The sequence below is a fragment of the 'Nostoc azollae' 0708 genome (assembly GCF_000196515.1).
Classification (GTDB): domain Bacteria; phylum Cyanobacteriota; class Cyanobacteriia; order Cyanobacteriales; family Nostocaceae; genus Trichormus_B; species Trichormus_B azollae.
Map to the genome: position 1 here is coordinate 3,210,577 of NC_014248.1, position 20,219 is coordinate 3,230,795.

At 36.5% G+C, this 20,219-nt stretch carries 15 protein-coding genes; all 15 read right to left on the reverse strand.

What is annotated here, in order from left to right; translation table 11 throughout:
- Position 1 precedes the first annotated feature (1 nt).
- The 15 genes from AAZO_RS14855 to rfbF all read right to left on the reverse strand — a co-directional run bounded on the left by AAZO_RS14855 (position 2) and on the right by rfbF (position 19,827).
- Positions 2-991 carry a glycosyltransferase family 2 protein gene (locus AAZO_RS14855; protein WP_013191873.1) on the reverse strand — a complete coding sequence of 330 codons (990 nt, stop codon included), beginning with the start codon at positions 989-991 and terminating at the stop codon, positions 2-4.
- A gap of 321 nt (positions 992-1,312) precedes the next feature.
- Positions 1,313-2,479 carry a hypothetical protein gene (locus AAZO_RS14860; protein WP_013191874.1) on the reverse strand — a complete coding sequence of 389 codons (1,167 nt, stop codon included), beginning with the start codon at positions 2,477-2,479 and terminating at the stop codon, positions 1,313-1,315.
- 117 nt (positions 2,480-2,596) lie between these two features.
- Positions 2,597-4,426 carry a heterocyst formation ABC transporter subunit HepA gene (gene hepA, locus AAZO_RS14865; protein ID WP_013191875.1) on the reverse strand — a complete coding sequence of 610 codons (1,830 nt, stop codon included), beginning with the start codon at positions 4,424-4,426 and terminating at the stop codon, positions 2,597-2,599.
- Between the two features lie 65 nt (positions 4,427-4,491).
- Positions 4,492-5,436, reverse strand: a complete 945-nt coding sequence (locus tag AAZO_RS14870) for a hypothetical protein (protein ID WP_013191876.1) — start codon at positions 5,434-5,436, stop codon at positions 4,492-4,494.
- A 284-nt stretch (positions 5,437-5,720) separates the two neighbouring features.
- Positions 5,721-6,476, reverse strand: a complete 756-nt coding sequence (gene hepC / locus AAZO_RS14880; RefSeq protein WP_013191877.1) for a heterocyst development glycosyltransferase HepC — start codon at positions 6,474-6,476, stop codon at positions 5,721-5,723.
- An 802-nt stretch (positions 6,477-7,278) separates the two neighbouring features.
- A complete protein-coding gene (locus tag AAZO_RS14885) occupies positions 7,279-9,510 on the reverse strand; it encodes a GumC family protein (protein ID WP_013191878.1) in 2,232 nt (743 codons plus the stop codon).
- Between the two features lie 194 nt (positions 9,511-9,704).
- On the reverse strand, positions 9,705-10,805 hold the full coding sequence (locus AAZO_RS14890; RefSeq protein ID WP_013191879.1) for a glycosyltransferase: 1,101 nt from the start codon (positions 10,803-10,805) through the stop codon (positions 9,705-9,707).
- Positions 10,806-11,251: 446 nt separating this feature from the next.
- Positions 11,252-12,565 (reverse strand): NAD(P)H-dependent oxidoreductase, encoded by a 1,314-nt coding sequence (locus tag AAZO_RS14895; protein WP_013191880.1) that lies wholly within the window; start codon positions 12,563-12,565, stop codon positions 11,252-11,254.
- Positions 12,566-12,567: 2 nt separating this feature from the next.
- Complete coding sequence (rfbC, locus tag AAZO_RS14900; RefSeq protein ID WP_013191881.1) at positions 12,568-13,113, reverse strand: dTDP-4-dehydrorhamnose 3,5-epimerase; 546 nt, start codon at positions 13,111-13,113, stop codon at positions 12,568-12,570.
- A 265-nt stretch (positions 13,114-13,378) separates the two neighbouring features.
- The gene (locus tag AAZO_RS14905) at positions 13,379-14,203 is read right to left on the reverse strand and encodes a hypothetical protein (RefSeq protein WP_013191882.1); all 825 of its coding nucleotides are present in this window, start codon (positions 14,201-14,203) and stop codon (positions 13,379-13,381) included.
- 23 nt (positions 14,204-14,226) lie between these two features.
- Positions 14,227-15,234, reverse strand: coding sequence for a glycosyltransferase family 2 protein (locus tag AAZO_RS14910; protein ID WP_013191883.1), 1,008 nt, complete (start codon positions 15,232-15,234; stop codon positions 14,227-14,229).
- 543 nt (positions 15,235-15,777) lie between these two features.
- The gene (locus AAZO_RS30635; RefSeq protein ID WP_081462796.1) at positions 15,778-16,266 is read right to left on the reverse strand and encodes a glycosyltransferase; all 489 of its coding nucleotides are present in this window, start codon (positions 16,264-16,266) and stop codon (positions 15,778-15,780) included.
- Positions 16,267-16,474: 208 nt separating this feature from the next.
- On the reverse strand, positions 16,475-17,518 hold the full coding sequence (locus AAZO_RS14920) for an NAD-dependent epimerase/dehydratase family protein (protein WP_013191884.1): 1,044 nt from the start codon (positions 17,516-17,518) through the stop codon (positions 16,475-16,477).
- A 134-nt stretch (positions 17,519-17,652) separates the two neighbouring features.
- Positions 17,653-18,876, reverse strand: a complete 1,224-nt coding sequence (gene lhgO, locus AAZO_RS14925) for an L-2-hydroxyglutarate oxidase (RefSeq protein ID WP_013191885.1) — start codon at positions 18,874-18,876, stop codon at positions 17,653-17,655.
- Positions 18,877-19,053: 177 nt separating this feature from the next.
- Positions 19,054-19,827 (reverse strand): glucose-1-phosphate cytidylyltransferase, encoded by a 774-nt coding sequence (rfbF, locus tag AAZO_RS14930; RefSeq protein WP_013191886.1) that lies wholly within the window; start codon positions 19,825-19,827, stop codon positions 19,054-19,056.
- Positions 19,828-20,219: the final 392 nt, after the last annotated feature.

Consider the following 20,219-nt stretch of genomic DNA (forward strand, 5'->3'; position numbering starts at 1 on the left):
TTTAGTAAACACTCAGTAACTTATTAGTTATGATCTGAGGTGTGAAACTGAGAGTAAGTGCTGTTAAAGTCCGCAAATTAAATTTTTGCTCATTCAAAGCTTGCCAAAAATAAGAACGTGCTGCTTTCGTTTTATTATCTAGTAACAACCCAATGCCTAAGGTTGTATTAGCTTCTAACCATAATTTTTTAAAGTGTGAATAATACTCCTGTAAACGGACATCTTTCATAAAAACTTTATAACAGAATATTTCACTTTCAGCCTTGCGAATTTTTGCCTGTACATTACGTCTACCACTGAGCATAGTATCAGTTTGCTCATGCTCACGATAATAGGTCAACTTTTCTGGATAATAATAAACAGCATATCCTGATATATAACACAGGTAACTTAAATATAAATCCCACATTCCCCCAATTTCTGCAGGAATACTATCCCAATCAATCAAACCATTACGAATTACACAAGCTGCGGCAGTAGGGATACTTTTATCAACTAAGGCAATTTTCTGAAAATCCTCATGAATTCCTGAAGTGATTCGATCACGCTTATAACTGCGTGAATTTCCTTCCGTAGCAGCAACATTAATTTGACCTTGAGCATCAATAATATATTGGTCACAAAAAGCTAGAATTAAGTTAGAATTTGCCTCTAATGGTGGTATGAGTTTAGCTAGAAAATCTTGATTCCAGATATCATCATCGTGAAGACTAGCTACATATTTACCCTGTGCCATCTTAAAGGCATTCATCTGATTAGTTAGCATTCCCACATTTTCTGTATGTCGCCAAAACTTAATGCGGGAGTCCCCAAAAGATGCAACTAAATTTTGAGGATCTTCAGGACTAAAATTATCAGAAACAATAATTTCAATATTTTGATAGGTCTGTTTAAAAGCACTAGAAATAGCTTGTTCTAGATATTGTGGTCTGTTATAAGTAGGAATAATCACGCTAACTAGTGGTTCTAGTAATTCAGAATTAATAGTCATAATTTCAACTCGGTATACTTCCAAAAGTAAAGAATATAAATTAACGGTAGAGCCATACAGATAAATAGAAACTATCCCAGATATTTAAGTTTATTTCCCCAGATATTTAAGTTTATTTCCATCTGACCTTACAACTTATCGAAGGCATGAAATAAACAAACCGCAAAGTAAAGAGCGCTTTAAATGGCTTGTGAGTTAGTCTGTTGATTTTCTTAGCAAAATTGGAATGTTACTGATAATTACATATAAATTCCAAGTATAAAATGGTTATATTTAAAATGCTAATTGATAACCAATCAACTCCAGAAAATAATAATTTATTCAGATGTTTGTCAAGGTTGATACTTGAGTTGTGCTAGTTATTGGCTGTTGGTAAATTGTCTCTAAAAACCGTAATGCAGTCGGGACTGGACTATAATTTTCAATTGCCCACTGCCTTCCTTGTACACCAATTTTTTCTAAAATTTTTGGTTCATCAGCTATTCTATTAATAGTTCCTTGTACATTATCTAAGTCTATGCCAATATAATGCCGCCAATTTTCAGGCATCACAGGAAGAGAAAGCCCATATTTCTCAAAATCCAAATGAAAAGTAGTACAGCCAGCTGCCAATGACTCCCAAAATCGCCAACTATCCCACTGTACAACCGTGTTAGATTTCAATCTCAGATTACTCAGAAGATTCTTCCCAATCCGATTCATTAACATACCTGGATCATTAGGCCAAGCAGGAACAAAAAAGCCGCCAAAACAAGCACAAGCCATGGAATTTTTGAGTCGGTTATAATAACTTGGATAATGGCGTTTACCTGTTTGTAACCATTGCAATTCATGATATGGATCAGTTGAATGGTCATCTGGATGCTCAATACTATTATCTACCTGTAGCATATTTTTAATGTGAGGGATGAAGGTACTAGCACTAAAATTTCTAACGGGATGACCTTTTTTCCAATGCCTAAAATTAATCAGAATTTGGTTTTTTCGCTCATAAGAGTTGGGAACTTCTTTCAGTTCCTGTAAAATCCGATTACTCAAACCATAAGCCCAGGGATAAAAATTCTTAGCATATTTGAGTTTATTATTGTAATGATTGCGAAGAATAAAATCAAATTGTCTAAATTCCGGTCTTTCTATGTAGGTTTTGTCACTATCCTCCCCATCTAAATACACAGTTGTATACGGACGATTGGGATGAGATAAATTATCTGGTAAAGGATAATTAATATGAAACCAATTATTAGTTAATACCACAATAGAACAATCATCAGGTGTGATATCTGGTTGATGATTAAAAAGATATTTATTCTCTTGTGTTGATTCCTGCCAGTAGTTGACATTGGAAAACAAAGATATTCCCAGCTCCCGAAACCCTTCTGCCAAACAAATCAATAGATGTTGGAACTTATATTCTGGCTTAGTTTCTTCTCTAGGATCACAGAAGAAATATACTTTCCCATTAAATTTAGCTGGAAGATTGTTAATCATATCCTTAATGTTTCTTGACATAAAACCGAACTTATTTAACAAATTATAGTTTATTTATGCTGCTCCCTTGCCTAATTAAATATACAAATAAAAGGTTTAATAGCTTAATTACTGTACCTATCTCACTTCATTTTGAATTTGATAATATTTCCAAAATTTACCACGTTGTTCTAGTAGGCTTTGGTATGCTCCCTGTTCGACAATTGTTCCTTGTTCAATCACTACCACTTTATCTGCTTTAGCAATTGTGGAAAATCGATGGGCAATAACAATTACTGTACGACCGACAGTGAACTTTTCTAACAACTCTTGAATGACCTGCTCTGTAATTGCATCTAAAGCACTGGTTGGTTCATCTAAAATCAAAATGTCTGGATTTCTTACCAAAGCACGAGCAATCGCAATTCGTTGTTGTTGTCCTCCAGATAATTCAATCCCATCAGCACCGACAATTGTATCCAAACCTTGAGGTAATTTTGTGATAAATTCTAGAGCATTTGCCAGCCGTGCGGCTTCTACAATTTCTGCCTCAGTTGCTTTTGGTGTCCCATAGGCAATGTTGTTGCGAATAGAAGTGTTGAAAATAAATGTTTTTTGACTAACTATCGCCATTTTACGACGCAGTGAATCAATTTCTAATTCTCGCAAATTCAGTCCATCGATCAGAATTTTTCCATCTATTGGCTCGTAAAATCTGGCTATTAAATCTGCTAGGGTACTTTTACCACCACCAGATGCACCCACTAAGGCGACCATTTTGCCTTTTTCAATGGTCAACGTGATATCTTTGAGTACAAGTTTATGCGGTTCATAACTAAAATTTAGAGCTATTATTTCTATGGCCCGTTGTAATCCCAAAAATTCAAGATGACCGTTTTCAAAGTAAGTTTTATCATCTGTTTTTAGGATATCTTTGAGATTTTCTACTGCTCCGGCTTGGGTACTTAAAAAAGCTATTACTCCATTCAAATCTTGAGTCATTGGCACAAGACGAAATAGTATAAAGAAGAAGGTTAATAATGAAGAAATCTTCATGAATCCTGTCACTAGAGCCATAATGATCATTGAGATCAGAATCATAGTAGATAGGCTTTCAGCTAGAGGTTTAACTAGCAGAGAAATCCAATAAACACTCTTCCAAGTCTTAACGATATTGCCACTGGCCTGATAATATCGCTGTTGTTCAAATTCTTGAGTAGAACAAGCATGAACTGTGCGGATACCTTCGATAAACTCTAGCGCCCTTGAAGTAAAATGATCATTAGCTTTGGTAATAGCAAAACTACGTTCTCTAATTTGTTTATTTAGTGTTGATAGTCCTACTGCTAAAAGACTGAATAATAAAACGGAAACTATGGAAAGTTGCCATGAAAACACAAATAATGAAATTGAATAAACAACTAGTGTTAAGGTTTTTGTGACTAAAAAAGCCATGCCTCCGAAAATCTGCCTAATTCTCTCCATTTCATTGGTGAGAGTATTAATCAACTCTCCAGAATTTTTCTTGCCAAAATAACTAAGACTTTGAGCTGCTAATTGCCCAAAAATTCTTCTACGTAGATTATCTATTAAATTTATTTCACTAAACTGGATGCAAAGCTGTCCTAGATAGTTAAAAGATGCACGCATACAGGTTGTAATGATGATTAACGCTGAAACGCGATATAATCGTTCATTTGCTGAAGCGTTAATTCCTAAGATAAAAATATCAAACCACTCAATTCCTGTTTTCAGAGGTTCAGCACCAGGAGTAGTTAAACTTTGCAGAAATACTAGTAGAAAACCTAAGCCAAATCCCTCACAACTAGCAGCAAAAGCTGAAAAAACTATAGCTAAAGAGGCTATAATCCGAAAGTGTTTAAACTCTCGTAATATTAAATAATTATTCTGCCAAAAGTTCGTAGCTTGTAGAATTTTTAATGTTGATGTCGGTAATTTTAGATACATAAAATTGGGAATGATTTCTTTCAGAATTCAGCGCCAAAACTATAGTCAAAATATAATTAATCTACTTACATGGGAGCACGACGAATAAAACGCCCAATAGCAGAGCCAAAGAGAATTTCAACTTGTTGCCATAGTAATTTTGCCGTTGAATATAATTGAATTGGTGTTTGGCTATGCCGCCAATACAATTTATCAGTTATAGTTGGAGAACTACCTTGTAAAGCACTGATGATTATTTGCTTGCGCCAAGGTTTAATATTTGGTACAGTGGCGTGAGACATAATAGTACCACCAGGAAGAAAATCCATACCATCAGGTCCAACGGTACTTAAAGGATAATTATTCAGCATTAATACTAAGTTTAGATAAGTCTGATCTCCATAAAGATAGGGATATTGATGGAAAGTCTTATCCCCATAAAGATGCTCTAAATCTGCATATCCTGACATTTCAGCCACCTCTTCTAATTTTTGCCAAAGGGTGAGGATAGATTTGTATTTTTTAGGGACACCAATGAACCCGCTATTGTAGTGATAATCTAATTTACGTTCACAAACAAAACCGTTATTTTCTGCAAATTCTTTCCATGCTAAACGTTTCGGATGATTAGCAGGAACAAGATACCAAGAATCGCCGCAAATAGCAATTCCTCTGCTCACCCAATGTTCGTAGAAGTTCCAACTACATTTATTTACAATATCAGGATCGAAATAAAACAATACCTCAATATTTGGGCAATAATTTTCCCATAGTTGAGACATGAAATCAGGCTTGTAAAAACCTAAATGTTTACGAGTTTCTAGTTTTATAAACCGTACTGCACACCCTTCAGCTATAGGTAATTCTTGATAACCATTTCCTGCTTGCAGAGACTTAGCCCAAGGTGGCAAATTACCACGATATCCTGCCCAAAATATGCCTCGAAAACCGTGGTGATATAAAGAATTCACTAAAGCTCCTACACCATAGTGATAGTCTTTTTCAAATACTGTACAAATTGCTGTATCCATCACGATTCTATATTTTAAATTACGTATATACTTCCAGGGTTTAAATATGAAAACAGGAAATAATCCTCATGGGAATAAAAAATATACTACTACCGCCGTGAACTCAAAATGGTTCTTCCACAAGAGCTACCCTAACAAAATAGTGGTTCCAGCAGGCTGCACCGACAAAATTCAAAATGAATACGGCGTGAGCTTTTCAGTGATTTGGAATCCTTGGTTGATTTACGCCGTACTGTAATAGGATGAAAGAATCAATGACTTTCCTAGTTTCTTTAGTGATGACTTTATGAAAGTCTAACTGGGTTGTATTTAGTTTCTATTTGCCATGAGTTGATCACGTCTGGTAATGGATCTGATTGTTCTGCTTCTTTCTCTAAACTTAGTTTAACTGCTTCTTCTAAACACCAATAATGGTATCCGATTAAACTAATCTCACCACGGATGACATTCAATAATTTAGGTAATTTATCTAGGCCATATTTACGCATCCATAATCCTAATAGCGTGCTATGGTTTTTTCTAGTTGTGCAAAATTCGATAGCTCGAAATAGTTTACCTTTTTCACCAATCCGCCATTCATAAGCAAAGAGTATATCTGATGATTGAAGACGCATGATGACAATTAATCCCAGGATTAAAGGACTAATTAATAGCAGTAAAGTTAATGCTAAAATCCAGTTGATTACCCGTTGTGTTAATCTCAATACTTGGTTACTTAATTTGGGAAGTTGATTTTTAAAAGGGATAGATAGGAATATAGGCTTATTAGCTTGGTGACAAGCATCCGCCCAAAATCGCAGCGCAGCATCACCTAGTTTAGGATCTATAGTTACTAAATTAACTGGGGAATGTTTTAAACACTCCACTAATAATTGTTCGTTATATAGTGAAGGTAAATAAGGTTGTTTCAAATCACTAGGAGGCTTTACCAGTAGCTGACCTCTACGCCATTGAAGTGTACAGTATTGGATGTGATAATTTTCGCGAGACTGGGCTATAGTAGTTTGAGCTTGTAACTTGGGAACTATTGAAGTTGTCATAGGTCTTGAGATTTGTGCAGTATAAAATTACTGAAGCGGTAAGTAAGAGTTTAGATTTGCAGATTTCTGTAGGTGTGAAGATGTACAGAAAGAAACAATAGGAGTTAAGCAAACGGCAACTAAGATAAATGGAGAGTTAGGAAAGTTGGTATTTCTGTTAGGGATATGTAGAGGTCAATCATCCCTTCAGATTACCGCTACATCAATCTACTTTCAGGATCTATTGCAAAACATGTCTGCTCTTAATTTCGAACAATTTAGTTTTGTCCTTAATCTCTAGAATATAGGAACGGACAGAAATAACTTATCCTGCTACTAAATTCTTGATTAAATCTTTAAATATCTAGATTTCTTGGAAACTAATATAAAAATCTGATGAACTTCGATGTTTTCCTCATCAGTATCGGTTAAGTGCAAAAAATGAAATGAGGTTGCTTGGAACGTATCCTTACGGGACACTTCCTATTCATGCAGTGTCCCGTAGACATCACCCAAAATTTATAAACCTTACGCAAGTCCTGATTTACAAGGATTTGTTGAGTTTCACCATCGTTCTACCCAACCTACAAAAAAATTAGTACCGCCGTGAATTAAAAATGCTTCTTTTAGAGGAGCTACGCTAACAAAATAGTGCTTCCCGCAGGATGCGCCAACAGAATTTAAAATGTATACGCCATGAGCCTTTTAGAGATTTGGAATCGTTACTTTATTGACACTGTACTGTACTAGTTTTTCTGCTAACTGTTAACTTATTTCACGGTTTACCTTTAACCAACAAGTATAGTCAGTAGAAATCATTTAGCTATTTTTCCATAACTTCTTGTAATATTAATTGTGATTGTTTGGCATAAGGTACATAAGTGCTATCAGAGTTAGATACTCCATTGGCTACAACTCCAATGAGATTTAACTTGCTCAACATTGCTGTAGCTTGAGCTAAATTATTGCGTGTTACTTTACCAATGCTTGCTACCATGACTACACTCCGACAAGATGAGGCTGTGAGTATAGCATCTACCATACCGATAACTGAGGGAGCATCTATGAGGACTAAATCATAGTTTTCTTCAAATGCAGCCATCAATTCCATCATCCGTGGAGAACTCAAAAGATGAGCAGGATCTACAGGTATGGGGCCAGCAGTTAAAATGTCGATATAAGATGAACCTGAGTATTGAAGCCCAATCTGATTAGGAAGGGTAGCATCACTGGCTAATAGGGTGGATAAACCTTGTTCATTAGGAAGGTTAAGTTGTTTGTGTAAGCTGGGGTCTCGAAGGTTGGCATCTATGAGCAGTACCTTTTTATGTAATCTCGCTGCACTCATAGCTAAACCTAATGTCAAAGCTGATTTACCATCATCTGGTAATGCTGATGTCACCATCAATGATTTTAAATCAGTGACGCTATTGAGGAGTTCTATGTTTTTATAAATGAGATCCAGTGATTCCCAACGGGGTGGTGATTGTAAAACTTGAATTGTCCAAGGGGCAAGAACTTCTGGTTTACCAAATGGTAATTTGATGATTGACTCTTTGGGTTTTGCTGGTGGCAATTTGGGAGTTGTGCCCAATAATGGTAGGGTAATTTGTTTTTCTAATTCAGCAGTAGTATGTACAGAGTCATCAGATGTTTCTCGAATAAAGGCGGCAATACCACCTAACATTAATCCTACTACGGCACCTAATAAGAGGTTCTGCTGGAGATTGGGACCTAGTTTTATACCTAGTTGTGGTTCTTCTACTACTTCCCAATTAAATCCACCTTTGGATAGTTCCTGCCGCAACTGCTGTTCTGCTCTCAACAATTGCTCCATTCTTTCTCGACTAAATTGTAATTGGGGAAGGATACGGTTGTAATAAGCTAAGAGAGAGGGAAAACGTTTGAGTTGTGATCGCAGTTCATTCTCTTTTGCTGCTAAAGTTTGATCACGCGCACTTAATGCAACTATGTTAGTCTGATTTTCTACTAATTCCCCAGTCAAATTTAGGTCAATTTCCCCAAGTTGTCCTTGTTCGAGAAGATTTTCTCCAAAACTGAATACACTGGTGGATTGTCTACCTAAAGTTCTGCTGACTTCTTTTTGCAAAAGTTCCTTTTGACTCTGGAGTTGTTCAGTTAGCTTCTGTACGTTGGGAGTATCATCCGTAAAACGTAAGCGTTCCTGTGCTAAAGCTAGTTCTGTTTTCTGAATTTCATTCAGTAAGCCCTGATAGCGTATAGACTGACTCAAACGAGAAGAAACCAATGCATTTTGAGGAGAACGATTAAGTTGTTGCTGCAAAGACTTTTGCTTTGCTAAAGCTTCTTGATATTGAGAACGAGTTGTTTGTCTTTCTCTCTGAATAGAAGTTAAAGATTCTTCAATCGCTTTGGCTTGTAATTCTGGATCAATTAAATTTTGGTTTCTGCGAAATCGTTGGAGATTGGTTTCAGAAGCATTCACTTCGTCACTAGCTTTTCGCAACTGCTCTCTAATAACTTGCAGACCTTTTTGTAACCGTAAATCCTGTTGTTGTTTGTTATAATCCACATAGACTCGTCGAATAGCAGTTAGAACTTTTTGTGTTCTTTCTGGATTGCCATCGGTATAGTCAACTTGGAAAATTTTGGTGACAACATTATCCTCTTTAGTCCTGATTTGGGTTAAGACTAAGGATCTCTTTACTTCCTCTACAGTAATACTTGGATCTTCTAACTTGAGTTTATTAACTGCTTTTTGAATCAGTCCAGAACTTTGCATCAAATTAAGCTGTGTTGCCGTGTCTATGACAACGTTAGAGTCTGTAAACTGACTTTCTGCTGTATCTGATCCTTGTTTTTTACCTTGATAGTTAGGTTCTACTAACAGTTGCATCGTACTTTTGAAACTGGGCTTTGTCTTTAAAGTAATGATGCAGGCAAGAGCAGTAGAACTCAGGAATACTAATAAAAACCAGGGAAATCTTCTGACAAATACAGTAAACATTTGTCCATAACCTGTTTCTGTATCAGCTGCTGAACTTATATGGGGATTTAGACTAGTTTGAACCACTTTAATTATCCTTATCCTTGTTGTGCGAGACGCTATATATAGCTTGTCAATACTTCTCTGTTAAGGAAAAAATCTGAGGGGGTAAGGGGAAAATAAAAAACCTTTGCTCTTTCCCCAACACAACTGATAAAATTCAGGTTATTAACAGAGTAATATTGGAATGCCAGTTTTTTTCAAGGGTTTTTGATGACAAGTTAAATGAATGTGTGATGCACACCAGAAACTTGAACAAGAATTTGCTCAACTTTACTAAAAAATGCTTGTTCAGAAAAATTATTTACGGCATGATTACGAATATTCTCGTAATTCCAAGATATTCCTCTAGCCTCTAATAATGCTGTTTGTAGAGAATCGGGTGTTTGTCTTTTAAAAAGAACTCCTGTTTTACCAGGTATCTGAGTATCTAATACCCCACCAGCACCATAGGCTATTACTGGAGTCCCACTAGCATTAGCTTCCACTGGAACCAATCCATAGTCTTCTAAGGCTGCGACAATAATGGACTTAGCTCTAGAAAATAAGTCTTTGCGTTGTCCATCACTAACGTGACCTAGGAATTGGATATTACCTAATGCTTTCGATTTTAACCGTTCTAGTTCGGGTCCCTCACCTGATATTAATAAATGCCACCCTAACCAGTTAAAAGCCTCAACTATTATATCAAGACGTTTATAACTTATCATCCGGGCAGATGCCAAGTAGTATTCATCTTTTGTATCAGAAAAAACAAAATTCTTGGTATCAATTGGATAGTTAATCACAATTGCCTGTTTACCATAAATTTTCCGAATACGATGGCCAACAACACTAGAGTTAGCAATGTAGAGGTCTGGTTCTTGGGAATATTTCAGGTCTACATTTCTCATCATTTGAAAGACTTTTTCAATTAAGGGAGCAAAATAGCGATAGTCTCCATACTCCCGTAAATAAGTCTCTGTATCCCATAAGAACCGGGTAACATTATGGCAGAAACAAATATGGCGTGCTTGTGGTTTTTTTCTGACTGATTTAGCAAAACTAGTACTACTGCTGATAATTAAATCATAGTGTTGGAGATTCAACGTCCGAAAGGCAGGAAAGTAGAGAGGAGCCATCAGGCGGAAATACTTGGCTGCACCGGGAATCTTTTGTAAAAAAGTTGTGTTAACTATACGCTCACCGAAATCAATACTTTTTTGCTGATCATATAAAGATGTGAAAATATCAGCTTCGGGGTAGCGTTTAGAAAGCAATTCAAACACACGCTCTGCCCCACCGCGCTGGGTTAAGTAATCATGGACGAGAGCAATTTTCATGGATGATGCCTTATATTGCAATATTGATTAAATTCTGGGTTGACTAGCAAGTATGTACAGATATGTTTATACCAGTCTACCTTCTGTACTAAACCCATCCTGAGGTGGTTGTATGTATTTGAAATTTGGGATAATACCCTTGCAACATATAAAAAAATGGAATATTTACTTATCTGAAAATTGAATTTAGTAAGGTAAATTACCAATGCTAATAGTTTACTTAATTTAATATAGATAAACCCTAAGTCAATACTATCAACTAGAAATTTCTACTACCTGTTAATAACAATCAACGGTTGAATAAGAATATCAGGAAATATTTTAAGTATTTGCTCAAAATAAGCAAAATTAGGCTTCGGATCAAGTAAAGGGGAAAAGGTGAAGAGAAAACCTTTCCCCAAATCAATTTACTAATTCCAGGTTATGAACCTATTGCGGTATGAAAACTATTTTGCAAGTACCAAGGTTTTTACTGGTACAAAATAAGTTAGTTGTTCAGCACGGAGTTTGTCACAAAGTCTACCTTCAGGCAATTCTACACAGTCGTAGGTGAGGACTTGATCTTTAGAAATATCACGCTTCAAAGTACATCCTTCTGCTATTCCCATTGGTAGTAAATTTTCTTGGTGGACAATTTCTGAGTTTTCGCATTGTCCATAGGTCATGTAATAACCGATGCCATCAAGAGTTTCTCCGGCTTTGAGGTCAATTTTGGCAGTAGCGACGACATCGATAATGGGGCCTGCTATGGGTGAGAGAACAGCATCATGGAAGAGGACTGCACGGGCTACTGATAGAGGAACTTCAAAATGGCAGAGGTGATAGGGGGTGTAGAAGCTGTACAGGGGTCCTTCACCGAGTTTATAGAGGTTGAGATAATGGCGTTGTTTGGGGTCGTCGTGGGTGGCAAAGACAAACACTCCTGGGCCTGGTTTCGTGCCAACTACATAATCAACGATGCCACCTAATTCTTTGAGTTGGTCAACATCATACATTTTGGTCATTTCATCAACATGACCTGTGTAATCATATCCCAACATTCCTCGTTTTGCTACCTTCATCCCTGTAGCATTAGCAACTATTGCTTGCTCAAAAGAAATTTTTGTTCCATCAGCAAAGCTTGTCACCATTGCGGGATTTTGACCCCAATGTTGAGCAAAACTAGCTTGGGTGGTGGGGTTGCGATAGGGGTCTTGTAAGCCTTTGATGTTGCCACACAATAGGGGGGTTAAACCGATACTTTTAACGAAGCGGTAGAGGTTCATTTCTACCCCTGGTTGGTCGCCATCGCAAGCTGTGAGGATGACTCCAGCCCGCTCAGCATGCAGTTTGAGGATGGGGCCAATAGTACCATCGAGTTCTGCATTCATTAAAATGATATGCTTTTTATGAGCGATCGCTCTCATCACCAAATGAGCAGCATATTCAATTGTTCCTGTCACTTCAATGATTGCATCTATGCCATCAGCTTCACACAGCAACATAGCATCTTCAGTGATTGCATATTTACCTTGAATCAGTGCATCTTCTAAATCAACTACACTAGAAACAACCTGAACATCCTCAATTCCTGCTTCTGAATAAGCTCGTTTAGCTGAATCAATGTGACGGTTAGAAATAGCAACCAACTCCATCCCAGGAACAGAATTGGCAATTTGATTAGCAATACCGCGACCCATAAAACCAGCACCAATCATTGCTACTTTTATAGGTTTACCTAATGCCGCACGGGCTTGTAAGGCTTTATCTATAATAATCATCATTAAACTCCTATTAAAATAGATTCTAGTAAAGGCCAATTCCGGTCTTTATCAGACATTTCAGTTGCAGCCAAAGGCCAAGAAATTTCTAAAAGTGGATCATCATAACGCAAACCACGCTCATAACCAGGAGTGTAAAATTCACCCACTTGATACACAACTTCAGCCCCATCTGTTAAAGCTTGATAACCGTGAGCAAACATTTCCGGTACATATAAAGCCCGGCGGTTTTCCGCACTTAGTTCTAGACCAATATGCGACAGATAAGTTGGAAACTCAGGACGCATATCCACAATTACATCATAAATAGCTCCTTGAGTACAACGAACTAATTTAGTTTCTGCCGCTGGTAGAAGTTGGTAATGCATTCCTCGCAATGTACCTTTTATATGATTAAAAGAAAGGTTACATTGAGCAACCGTCGGCTTTAAGCCATGGTTAGCAAATTCCTGAGCACAAAAAGTCCGAGCAAAGAAACCACGCTGATCTGGTTTTTCTTCTAAGTCAATAATAAAAGCACCAGGGAGTTCAGTTTTCGTAAAAATCATAGTTTTCTAAGTAACAGGTAGCAGAAAATTACATAAGAGTTCAGGAGTCATAATGGTTGAGACTTTGGTTAACTATCAAATAGTATTTTTGGTGTTAGCCTGAAAGAGTTGACTGCTGATGGCTGTTCGCGTAGCGTGCCGTTAGGAATTAGCTAAATGCTTACAAAATTACGTTTACAATGACTAATTATCCGTAAGCACTAGAAATGGTAAGGATTGAATTACCATATATAATTTACTAACCATTTCCTATGCTCTCAGGGATTTATTGTTTTTTGGGTCTGATGAAAGTATAATCATTGTATTGAGTACAAAGTTCTGGACGCTTTGGTGAATTCGATGTGTAGATAAAAAATAGTGTTGAGCGTGCTTCGGATCTTACAGTACCATGATGTAAAACATTTCTAGGATCTACAAAAATCACAGTTCCCGCTTTGCCTGGACAGTATTTCCAAGCTGATTTAGGAATAAAATTGATCATTTGTTGATCGTTAATTCCTAAAAAGTTAGACTTCCAGAGTGCATAATCAACTCGATAATAATTATACCAGTCTAAAAGATTAGCAGGTAATGGTATATATTCAAAAGCACCGTGTCTTTCTGTCACATTATGTAAATATATGATGACTTTAATCATCCGTCGGTCTTCCGCATCCTTATGCCACAACAATGTTTGTAATTGCTGCTGATTGGGGAAGTCTTTCCGCATATGAACACCATGAAAGGCTATAGGTAATCCTATATAGTTTTCGATGATATCTTGTAGGCGTTCTTCAATTCCCCAAGTAAAAAACTCTGGCAAATCTGTAACTGTATAAATTTGGGGTAATTCATATCTTGATTGCATATTCGTTGGACTTTTCATCATAGCTGCATAACTGTTAGCACGATCTAACATTTCTGCAGTTGATGGTAATCCTAACTTCTCTAAAGAAGTGATGTAAACACCTTCCCCTGTTAGAGTCCTGGCAATTAATTGATCAGAATTAGATAATACAGGTAAATTTTTTCTGTGCCTGAATAATGATATTCGATAACCTAGCTCAGAAGTCAGGTTACTTATTTTGTCGTTAAGCTTGGTAATAATCATAGAACTTCTAGCTTTCTCCTTCCTTATTCTTTATTACTACGGACAATTTGGTTAGATATTGGCTGAGATTCTGCAATTTTCAATTCTGGATAAGCCATGATTTCAAAAGCAGAAATAGTCACTAATGCTAAAAAAGGAACGACTGTTTGAATAGCGGAAACTGGCCATCTTCTCAAAGCACCTAAGAAAACTCTCAAGTTAATTTCTCGGAAATTATGCAGCATCATTTTTCCAGAAAATTGCTTGGAATATCCGTTCTCTTGCAGCTTTAAAATTACTTCTGGGATGTGTTTATATTGCATTAATAGCGCAGATTTTGGCTCTTCTTGCCAATAACTTACACCAATAATACATTCCAGATAGGTATCTTTAGTGACAATTATTTTGCCATTAGCAGCACAATAACCCGCTAAATATGCTAAAGATATCCAGTTATTGATAGCATTTGGCCAAATTTGTAGAGCGCGTTTAACTAAGTCAGTACGATATATTGTAGCAGTGAGAAAAATGACTGCTCCCACACTTTTAGTAAAACAATATTCAAAGATTGCTTTACCATCACCCTCACCATTTTCAGTATCAGCATCAAACCAGCAATTACCACAAATTGTCGGTGGATGAACTGCTTCACCAGTTATTTTATTTTTACCAGAGAAATTGAGGAAAACCAATGATAAATCCTCAATTCTTTTTATTTTCTCTATTACATAACTTACTGCTCTTTCTTGAATGGGATCATCATCGCCAATTGTCCAAACATATTTTGTATTTGCCGAACTTAAGCAATAAATAATATTTCTCATTACGCCTAAGTTTTCACTATTTCGATTAGATATAAAAGTGATATTATTAAGAGTATATTGCCATTTCTGGATAATTTCTTGAGTGTTGTCAGTCGAACAATTATCAGAAACTAATATCTCACATTCACATTCATAGCCTTTGATAGCTTTAGAAAGCCACTCTAATTGTCGCTCAAGTGAATTTGCCCGATTATAAGTAGGAATAGCAATGGTCAATAATTTATTCATGGGTGATTAGATCAATTGTCAATATCTTAAATTTACTATTTGTTTGAATTCTCATCCTATTTATTGGTTATTGTACTGAAATGTTTATTGGTTATTTTACTGAATGATTAAGAAGTCTCCAACGACATATACCTACTGAACTTCAGTAGAGTATGATAGACAATATTTATTGTCGTCAAAATCCATCTTCTCACGGCACCTAAAACTACCCTCAAATCGTTTTCTGCAAAGTGATCGATAATTAATTTGTAGCAAAATAAATATTTCTCTATAGCCTATTTCTATGAGTTTTACATACATCATGGTTAAGTCTAAATAATACATCCTCAACCGTAGTTTTTCCCCAGGTGCAGAATTGATGCCGCAAGCATTTTCTAAATAAACATCTGTGGTAATTTTTACACTTCCCTGATCAGCAGAAAATGCATTTCAATAGGCCTGAGATTCTCTGTTATTTACACTAGAGATCTATGATCTTAACGCCTATTGAACTGCTTGTGTTTTGTATACTTGAGCAGTCATAAAACCCAGACTACCAAAGTTCTAATGTAAATAATTTTCAATCAGAGGTTTACAACCAGATACAGTTTCTTCATCTTTAACAGTGAAGCAGTGTTCATGAGCTAGTTTACCACTTCCTAAATAAAGCCAGGAGAAATCCAAAATTAATAATGCTAATTCTGGATGAGTTTTCAGGTTGTTGATTACATATCCTAAAGTCCTTATTTGAATCCGAGCGTCATCACTAATTACCCAAACATATTCAGTTCTAGCAGATTTAAAGCAATGAGCTATATTAGCCATTACACCAATATTACTTATACCTTTATTCGTTATAAATGAAGTCTGATTAAATATTGTCTGCCATTTATTAATGATTTCTTGAGTGTTATATGTGGAAGAATTATCAGAAATATTTATTTCACATTGAGGTTTAAAACCCTTAATAGCTTTTGCTAACCAAGAGAGTTGTTGCTCTAAAAAGGTGGCGCGATTGAATCTAGGAATACCAACTGTAAGTAATTTATTCATATTTGATGCTGCTGGATTTCATAGGCGAACTTGAGAAAACTAGTAACGCTGTGAATTCAAAATGCTTCTTTCAGAAGAGCTACGCTAACAAAACTCAAAATGTATACGTCGTTAGTTTTCAGAGATTTGGAATCGTTGCTTTATTTACGCCGTACTCCACTAGCTTGTAAATGATGGCTTTCCGAACCAAATTTTTCGACTCAGAAACTTAAACTACTACATTATCGCATTTAGCCCAGAAGAAATTTTGATCAATTTGTTGAGTGCGAATCAGATACTCTAGCTGCTTTAATCTTGTGAATCCTCTAAACAAGAAAGTATCTTCAGTCATGTCAATTTGACTGAATAAATCAAATAGTTGTTTAGCGCCAGTTTGAGCATTCCATTCACACTTAAATCCGGGTAGGACTGTGTTGATTTTCTCGAAAGATACTCGATAGCTACGATTGTCTGAACCGTTATTACCAAAGGTTAATTTACAACTAGGGAAAGTATCAGCAATGATTTCGGCGATTTCTTTAACGCGATAGTTATTCGCTGTATCTCCAACGTTAAAAACTTGATTGTGGACAATATCTCTTGGTGCTTCCAAGGCACAAATAATAGCTTGACAAATATCTAAAGCATGAACTAATGGCCGCCAAGGAGTACCATCACTGGTCATTTTAATTTCTTTGGTAGTCCATGCTAAACCAGATAGATTGTTTAAAACAATGTCAAATCGCATTCTTGGAGAAGCACCAAAAGCGGTAGCATTTCGCATAAATGTAGGAGAGAAATCATCATCAGCTAATGGTTTAATATCTCTCTCTACTAATGTTTTGCATTCTGCGTAAGCTGTTTGCGGATTAACAGGTGATTCTTCTGTGACATCACCTTCACTGGCAACACCATAAACACTGCAAGAAGACATATAAAGAAAGCGACGTACCCCCATTCTTTTCGCTAAGTTAGCTAGATGAACAGAACCTAAATGATTAATTTCATAGGTAATGTGAGGTGCTAATTGTCCAGCGGGATCATTAGAAAGTTCCGCCATATGAACTATTGCATCCACACCTTCTAAATCTTCAGGAATAATATTGCGAATATCTTTGTTGAGGGTTTTAGCTGTGATGTTAGTTCCGTTATATAGCCAACCAACTTTATAAAAACCTGTGTCTAGTCCGCTCACTTCGTGACCTTTAGCAATTAATAAAGAAGGTAGTAAAGAACCGAGATATCCTTCTGTTCCTGTGACTAATATTTTCATGATTTTTAAATATCTTGAGGTATGGAGTTACTTTTGGTTTCAGATGTAGAGCATGACTAATTAACCGCAAATTAACATAGATTAATACGGATGAAATTTTCCACAAATTCCCATTCTAAATTTGGTTTAGGCTACTAAGCTTTGTAAATGAGACTGTTCCGATGTAAATGAGACTGTTGCGATATTTGAGTGACAATCGCTTTACCAATTTCTAGAGAAGATGTAGCTGCGGGAGAGGGTGCATTGCAAACATGAATGGAGTTATCACCTTGGATGATTAAAAAATCGTCTACTAATGAGCCATTATTCATTAATGCTTGGGCGCGAACTCCTCCATGGGTTGGGACTAAATCTTCTGCTTGAACTTCGGGAATTAGTTTTTGCAAACTTCTCACAAAGGCGGCTTTACTAAAGGAACGAATAATTTCTTGAATGCCTTCGTCAGCGTGTTTGGCGGCTAGTTTCCAGAATCCCGGATAGGTGATTACTTCGGCAAAATCTCTCAGGTCAAAATCGGTTTTCTTATAACCTTCGCGTTTGAGACTGAGAACTGCATTTGGCCCTGCGTGAACGCTATTGTCAATCATGCGCGTGAAGTGAACACCCAAAAAGGGAAAGTCCGGGTTAGGAACTGGGTAAATCAAGGTTTTGACGAGATAGCATTTTGCGGGTGTGAGTTCGTAGTATTCACCACGGAACGGGACGATTTTTGCTTGGGGATTTACTTTACCTAATTTTGCAATGCGATCACTATGCAATCCGGCACAATTGATCACAAATTTAGTTTCAAAATTACCCTTGCTGGTATCAATTACTTGGTTTTTACCTCTTTGGAAGATTTGGTTAACTTTGGTATTGAGGCATAAATCTCCCCCTTGTTTTTGAATAACTTCAGCGTATTTTAAACAAACTTGTTTGTAATTAACAATGCCTGTAGATAATACGCGAATTCCACCTACACAACTAACATGAGGCTCAATCTCTTTAACTTCTTCGGGACTAATTCTTTGCAGTGCTATGCCGTTATCTAAACCTCGTTTGTAGAGGTTCTCTAAACGTGGGAGTTCTTGTGATTCTGTGGCTACAATCACTTTACCACAAAGGTCATGCTCAATATCATGCTTTTGGCAGAATTCAACCATTGAACGACTGCCTTCACGGCAAAATTGAGCTTTAAAGGTGCCTGGTTTGTAGTAAATTCCCGAATGAATTACGCCGCTATTATTACCTGTTTGGTGAAATGCCCATTGACTTTCTTTTTCTAAGACTAAAATCTTGGCATGGGGATAGCGATCGCCTAAAGCCATAGCTGTAGAAAGTCCAACTATCCCCCCACCAATAATCGTAAAATCATACATTAGTAATTTTTCCCCAATCGAAAATCTAAGTTCTAAAATCTACTATTGTCAGCACTTATGCAACTCATATATTAGTATGGTGTATCAGATGTTGAGAATCTGTTGATATTAGCCAATATATCACGGCTGAATCACCCTAGGACTTTAGTGTGAAACTTCGAGAAATCCTAATTTTTATTACCACACTTTCCAAGGCGCTTCATCATTTTCCCATAGCCCTTCTAAGTATTGTTTATCTCTTAAAGTATCCATTGGTTGCCAAAACCCATTATGTCTAAAAGCTGAAAGTTGTTCCATATCAGCTAATTTTTCCAATGGCTCTTGTTCCCAAACGGTAGATTCATCAGTAATGAAGTTAATTACTTCAGGTTCAAGCACAAAATAACCGCCATTAATCCACGCACCGTCGCCTTCCGGTTTTTCTCTAAAACTAGTAATTCTAGTTTGCTCTTGTCCTAGGGAAATTGCACCAAACCTTCCTACTGGTTGGACTGCGCTTAATGTTGCTAACGTTTTTTGTTCTTTATGAAACTTTATGAGTTCAGTGATATTTACATCACTAACACCATCACCATAAGTAAAGCAAAAAGTTTCATTACCAATATGTTCTCTGACTTTTCTTAAACGTCCACCTGTCATGGTATTATCACCTGTATTAACTAAGGTAACTCGCCAGGGTTCAGCATACCCAGAATGTATACTCATCTGGTTAAAGCGCATATCAAAAGTCACATCTGACATATATAAGAAGTAGTTAGCAAAATACTCCTTGATGATGTAACCTTTGTACCCGCAACAGATGATAAATTCATTAATACCATGAGCCGAATATATCTTCATGATATGCCAGAGAATTGGCTTACCTCCAATCTCAACCATCGGCTTCGGCCTGATACTCGTTTCTTCACTGAGGCGTGTACCCAGTCCGCCAGCCAAAATCACTGCTTTCATGCAATCACCTTAAAGATTTATTTTATTTAGGTTATTATTTGAGTTTTTAGGGATGAGGAGGATGCACCACAAATAGAGGAATAATCTAGATAAAAAATCAACTTCTATACACTTCTCTCTATGACTAACCTAGAAATAATTTAACTGGAAACTGCTGAAAAATTATCAAGAATTAGTAAATTTAAGATATTTTATATGTAAAAAAGTAAAAAATTTATGAACACCAGTGGTTATACCTCACATATATACATTTAATGAAGATTAATAAATTTAATATAAATTAAATACCCTCTAACTAATATTAAGTATCTTGAGAGGGGTAGTTTGTAAGTATTGAAGGTTGAGTGTAAAGATTTATTCGTGATAGGGTAGTGTGGGGTTAGCCATGAGGT

What these genes read in the sequence shown, in the direction of transcription:
- rfbF (WP_013191886.1), bottom strand. Translation starts at nt 19,827, where the DNA reads ATGAAAGCAGTGATTTTGGCTGGCGGACTGGGTACACGCCTCAGTGAA.
- AAZO_RS14905 (WP_013191882.1), bottom strand. Translation starts at nt 14,203, where the DNA reads ATGATTATTACCAAGCTTAACGACAAAATAAGTAACCTGACTTCTGAG.
- AAZO_RS14855 (WP_013191873.1), bottom strand. Translation starts at nt 991, where the DNA reads ATGACTATTAATTCTGAATTACTAGAACCACTAGTTAGCGTGATTATT.
- AAZO_RS14910 (WP_013191883.1), bottom strand. Translation starts at nt 15,234, where the DNA reads ATGAATAAATTATTGACCATTGCTATTCCTACTTATAATCGGGCAAAT.
- lhgO (WP_013191885.1), bottom strand. Translation starts at nt 18,876, where the DNA reads ATGTATGATTTTACGATTATTGGTGGGGGGATAGTTGGACTTTCTACA.
- hepC (WP_013191877.1), bottom strand. Translation starts at nt 6,476, where the DNA reads ATGACAACTTCAATAGTTCCCAAGTTACAAGCTCAAACTACTATAGCC.
- AAZO_RS14870 (WP_013191876.1), bottom strand. Translation starts at nt 5,436, where the DNA reads ATGGATACAGCAATTTGTACAGTATTTGAAAAAGACTATCACTATGGT.
- AAZO_RS14890 (WP_013191879.1), bottom strand. Translation starts at nt 10,805, where the DNA reads ATGAAAATTGCTCTCGTCCATGATTACTTAACCCAGCGCGGTGGGGCA.
- AAZO_RS30635 (WP_081462796.1), bottom strand. Translation starts at nt 16,266, where the DNA reads ATGAATAAATTACTTACAGTTGGTATTCCTAGATTCAATCGCGCCACC.
- rfbC (WP_013191881.1), bottom strand. Translation starts at nt 13,113, where the DNA reads ATGATTTTTACGAAAACTGAACTCCCTGGTGCTTTTATTATTGACTTA.
- hepA (WP_013191875.1), bottom strand. Translation starts at nt 4,426, where the DNA reads ATGTATCTAAAATTACCGACATCAACATTAAAAATTCTACAAGCTACG.
- AAZO_RS14895 (WP_013191880.1), bottom strand. Translation starts at nt 12,565, where the DNA reads ATGATTATTATAGATAAAGCCTTACAAGCCCGTGCGGCATTAGGTAAA.
- AAZO_RS14920 (WP_013191884.1), bottom strand. Translation starts at nt 17,518, where the DNA reads ATGAAAATATTAGTCACAGGAACAGAAGGATATCTCGGTTCTTTACTA.
- AAZO_RS14860 (WP_013191874.1), bottom strand. Translation starts at nt 2,479, where the DNA reads ATGATTAACAATCTTCCAGCTAAATTTAATGGGAAAGTATATTTCTTC.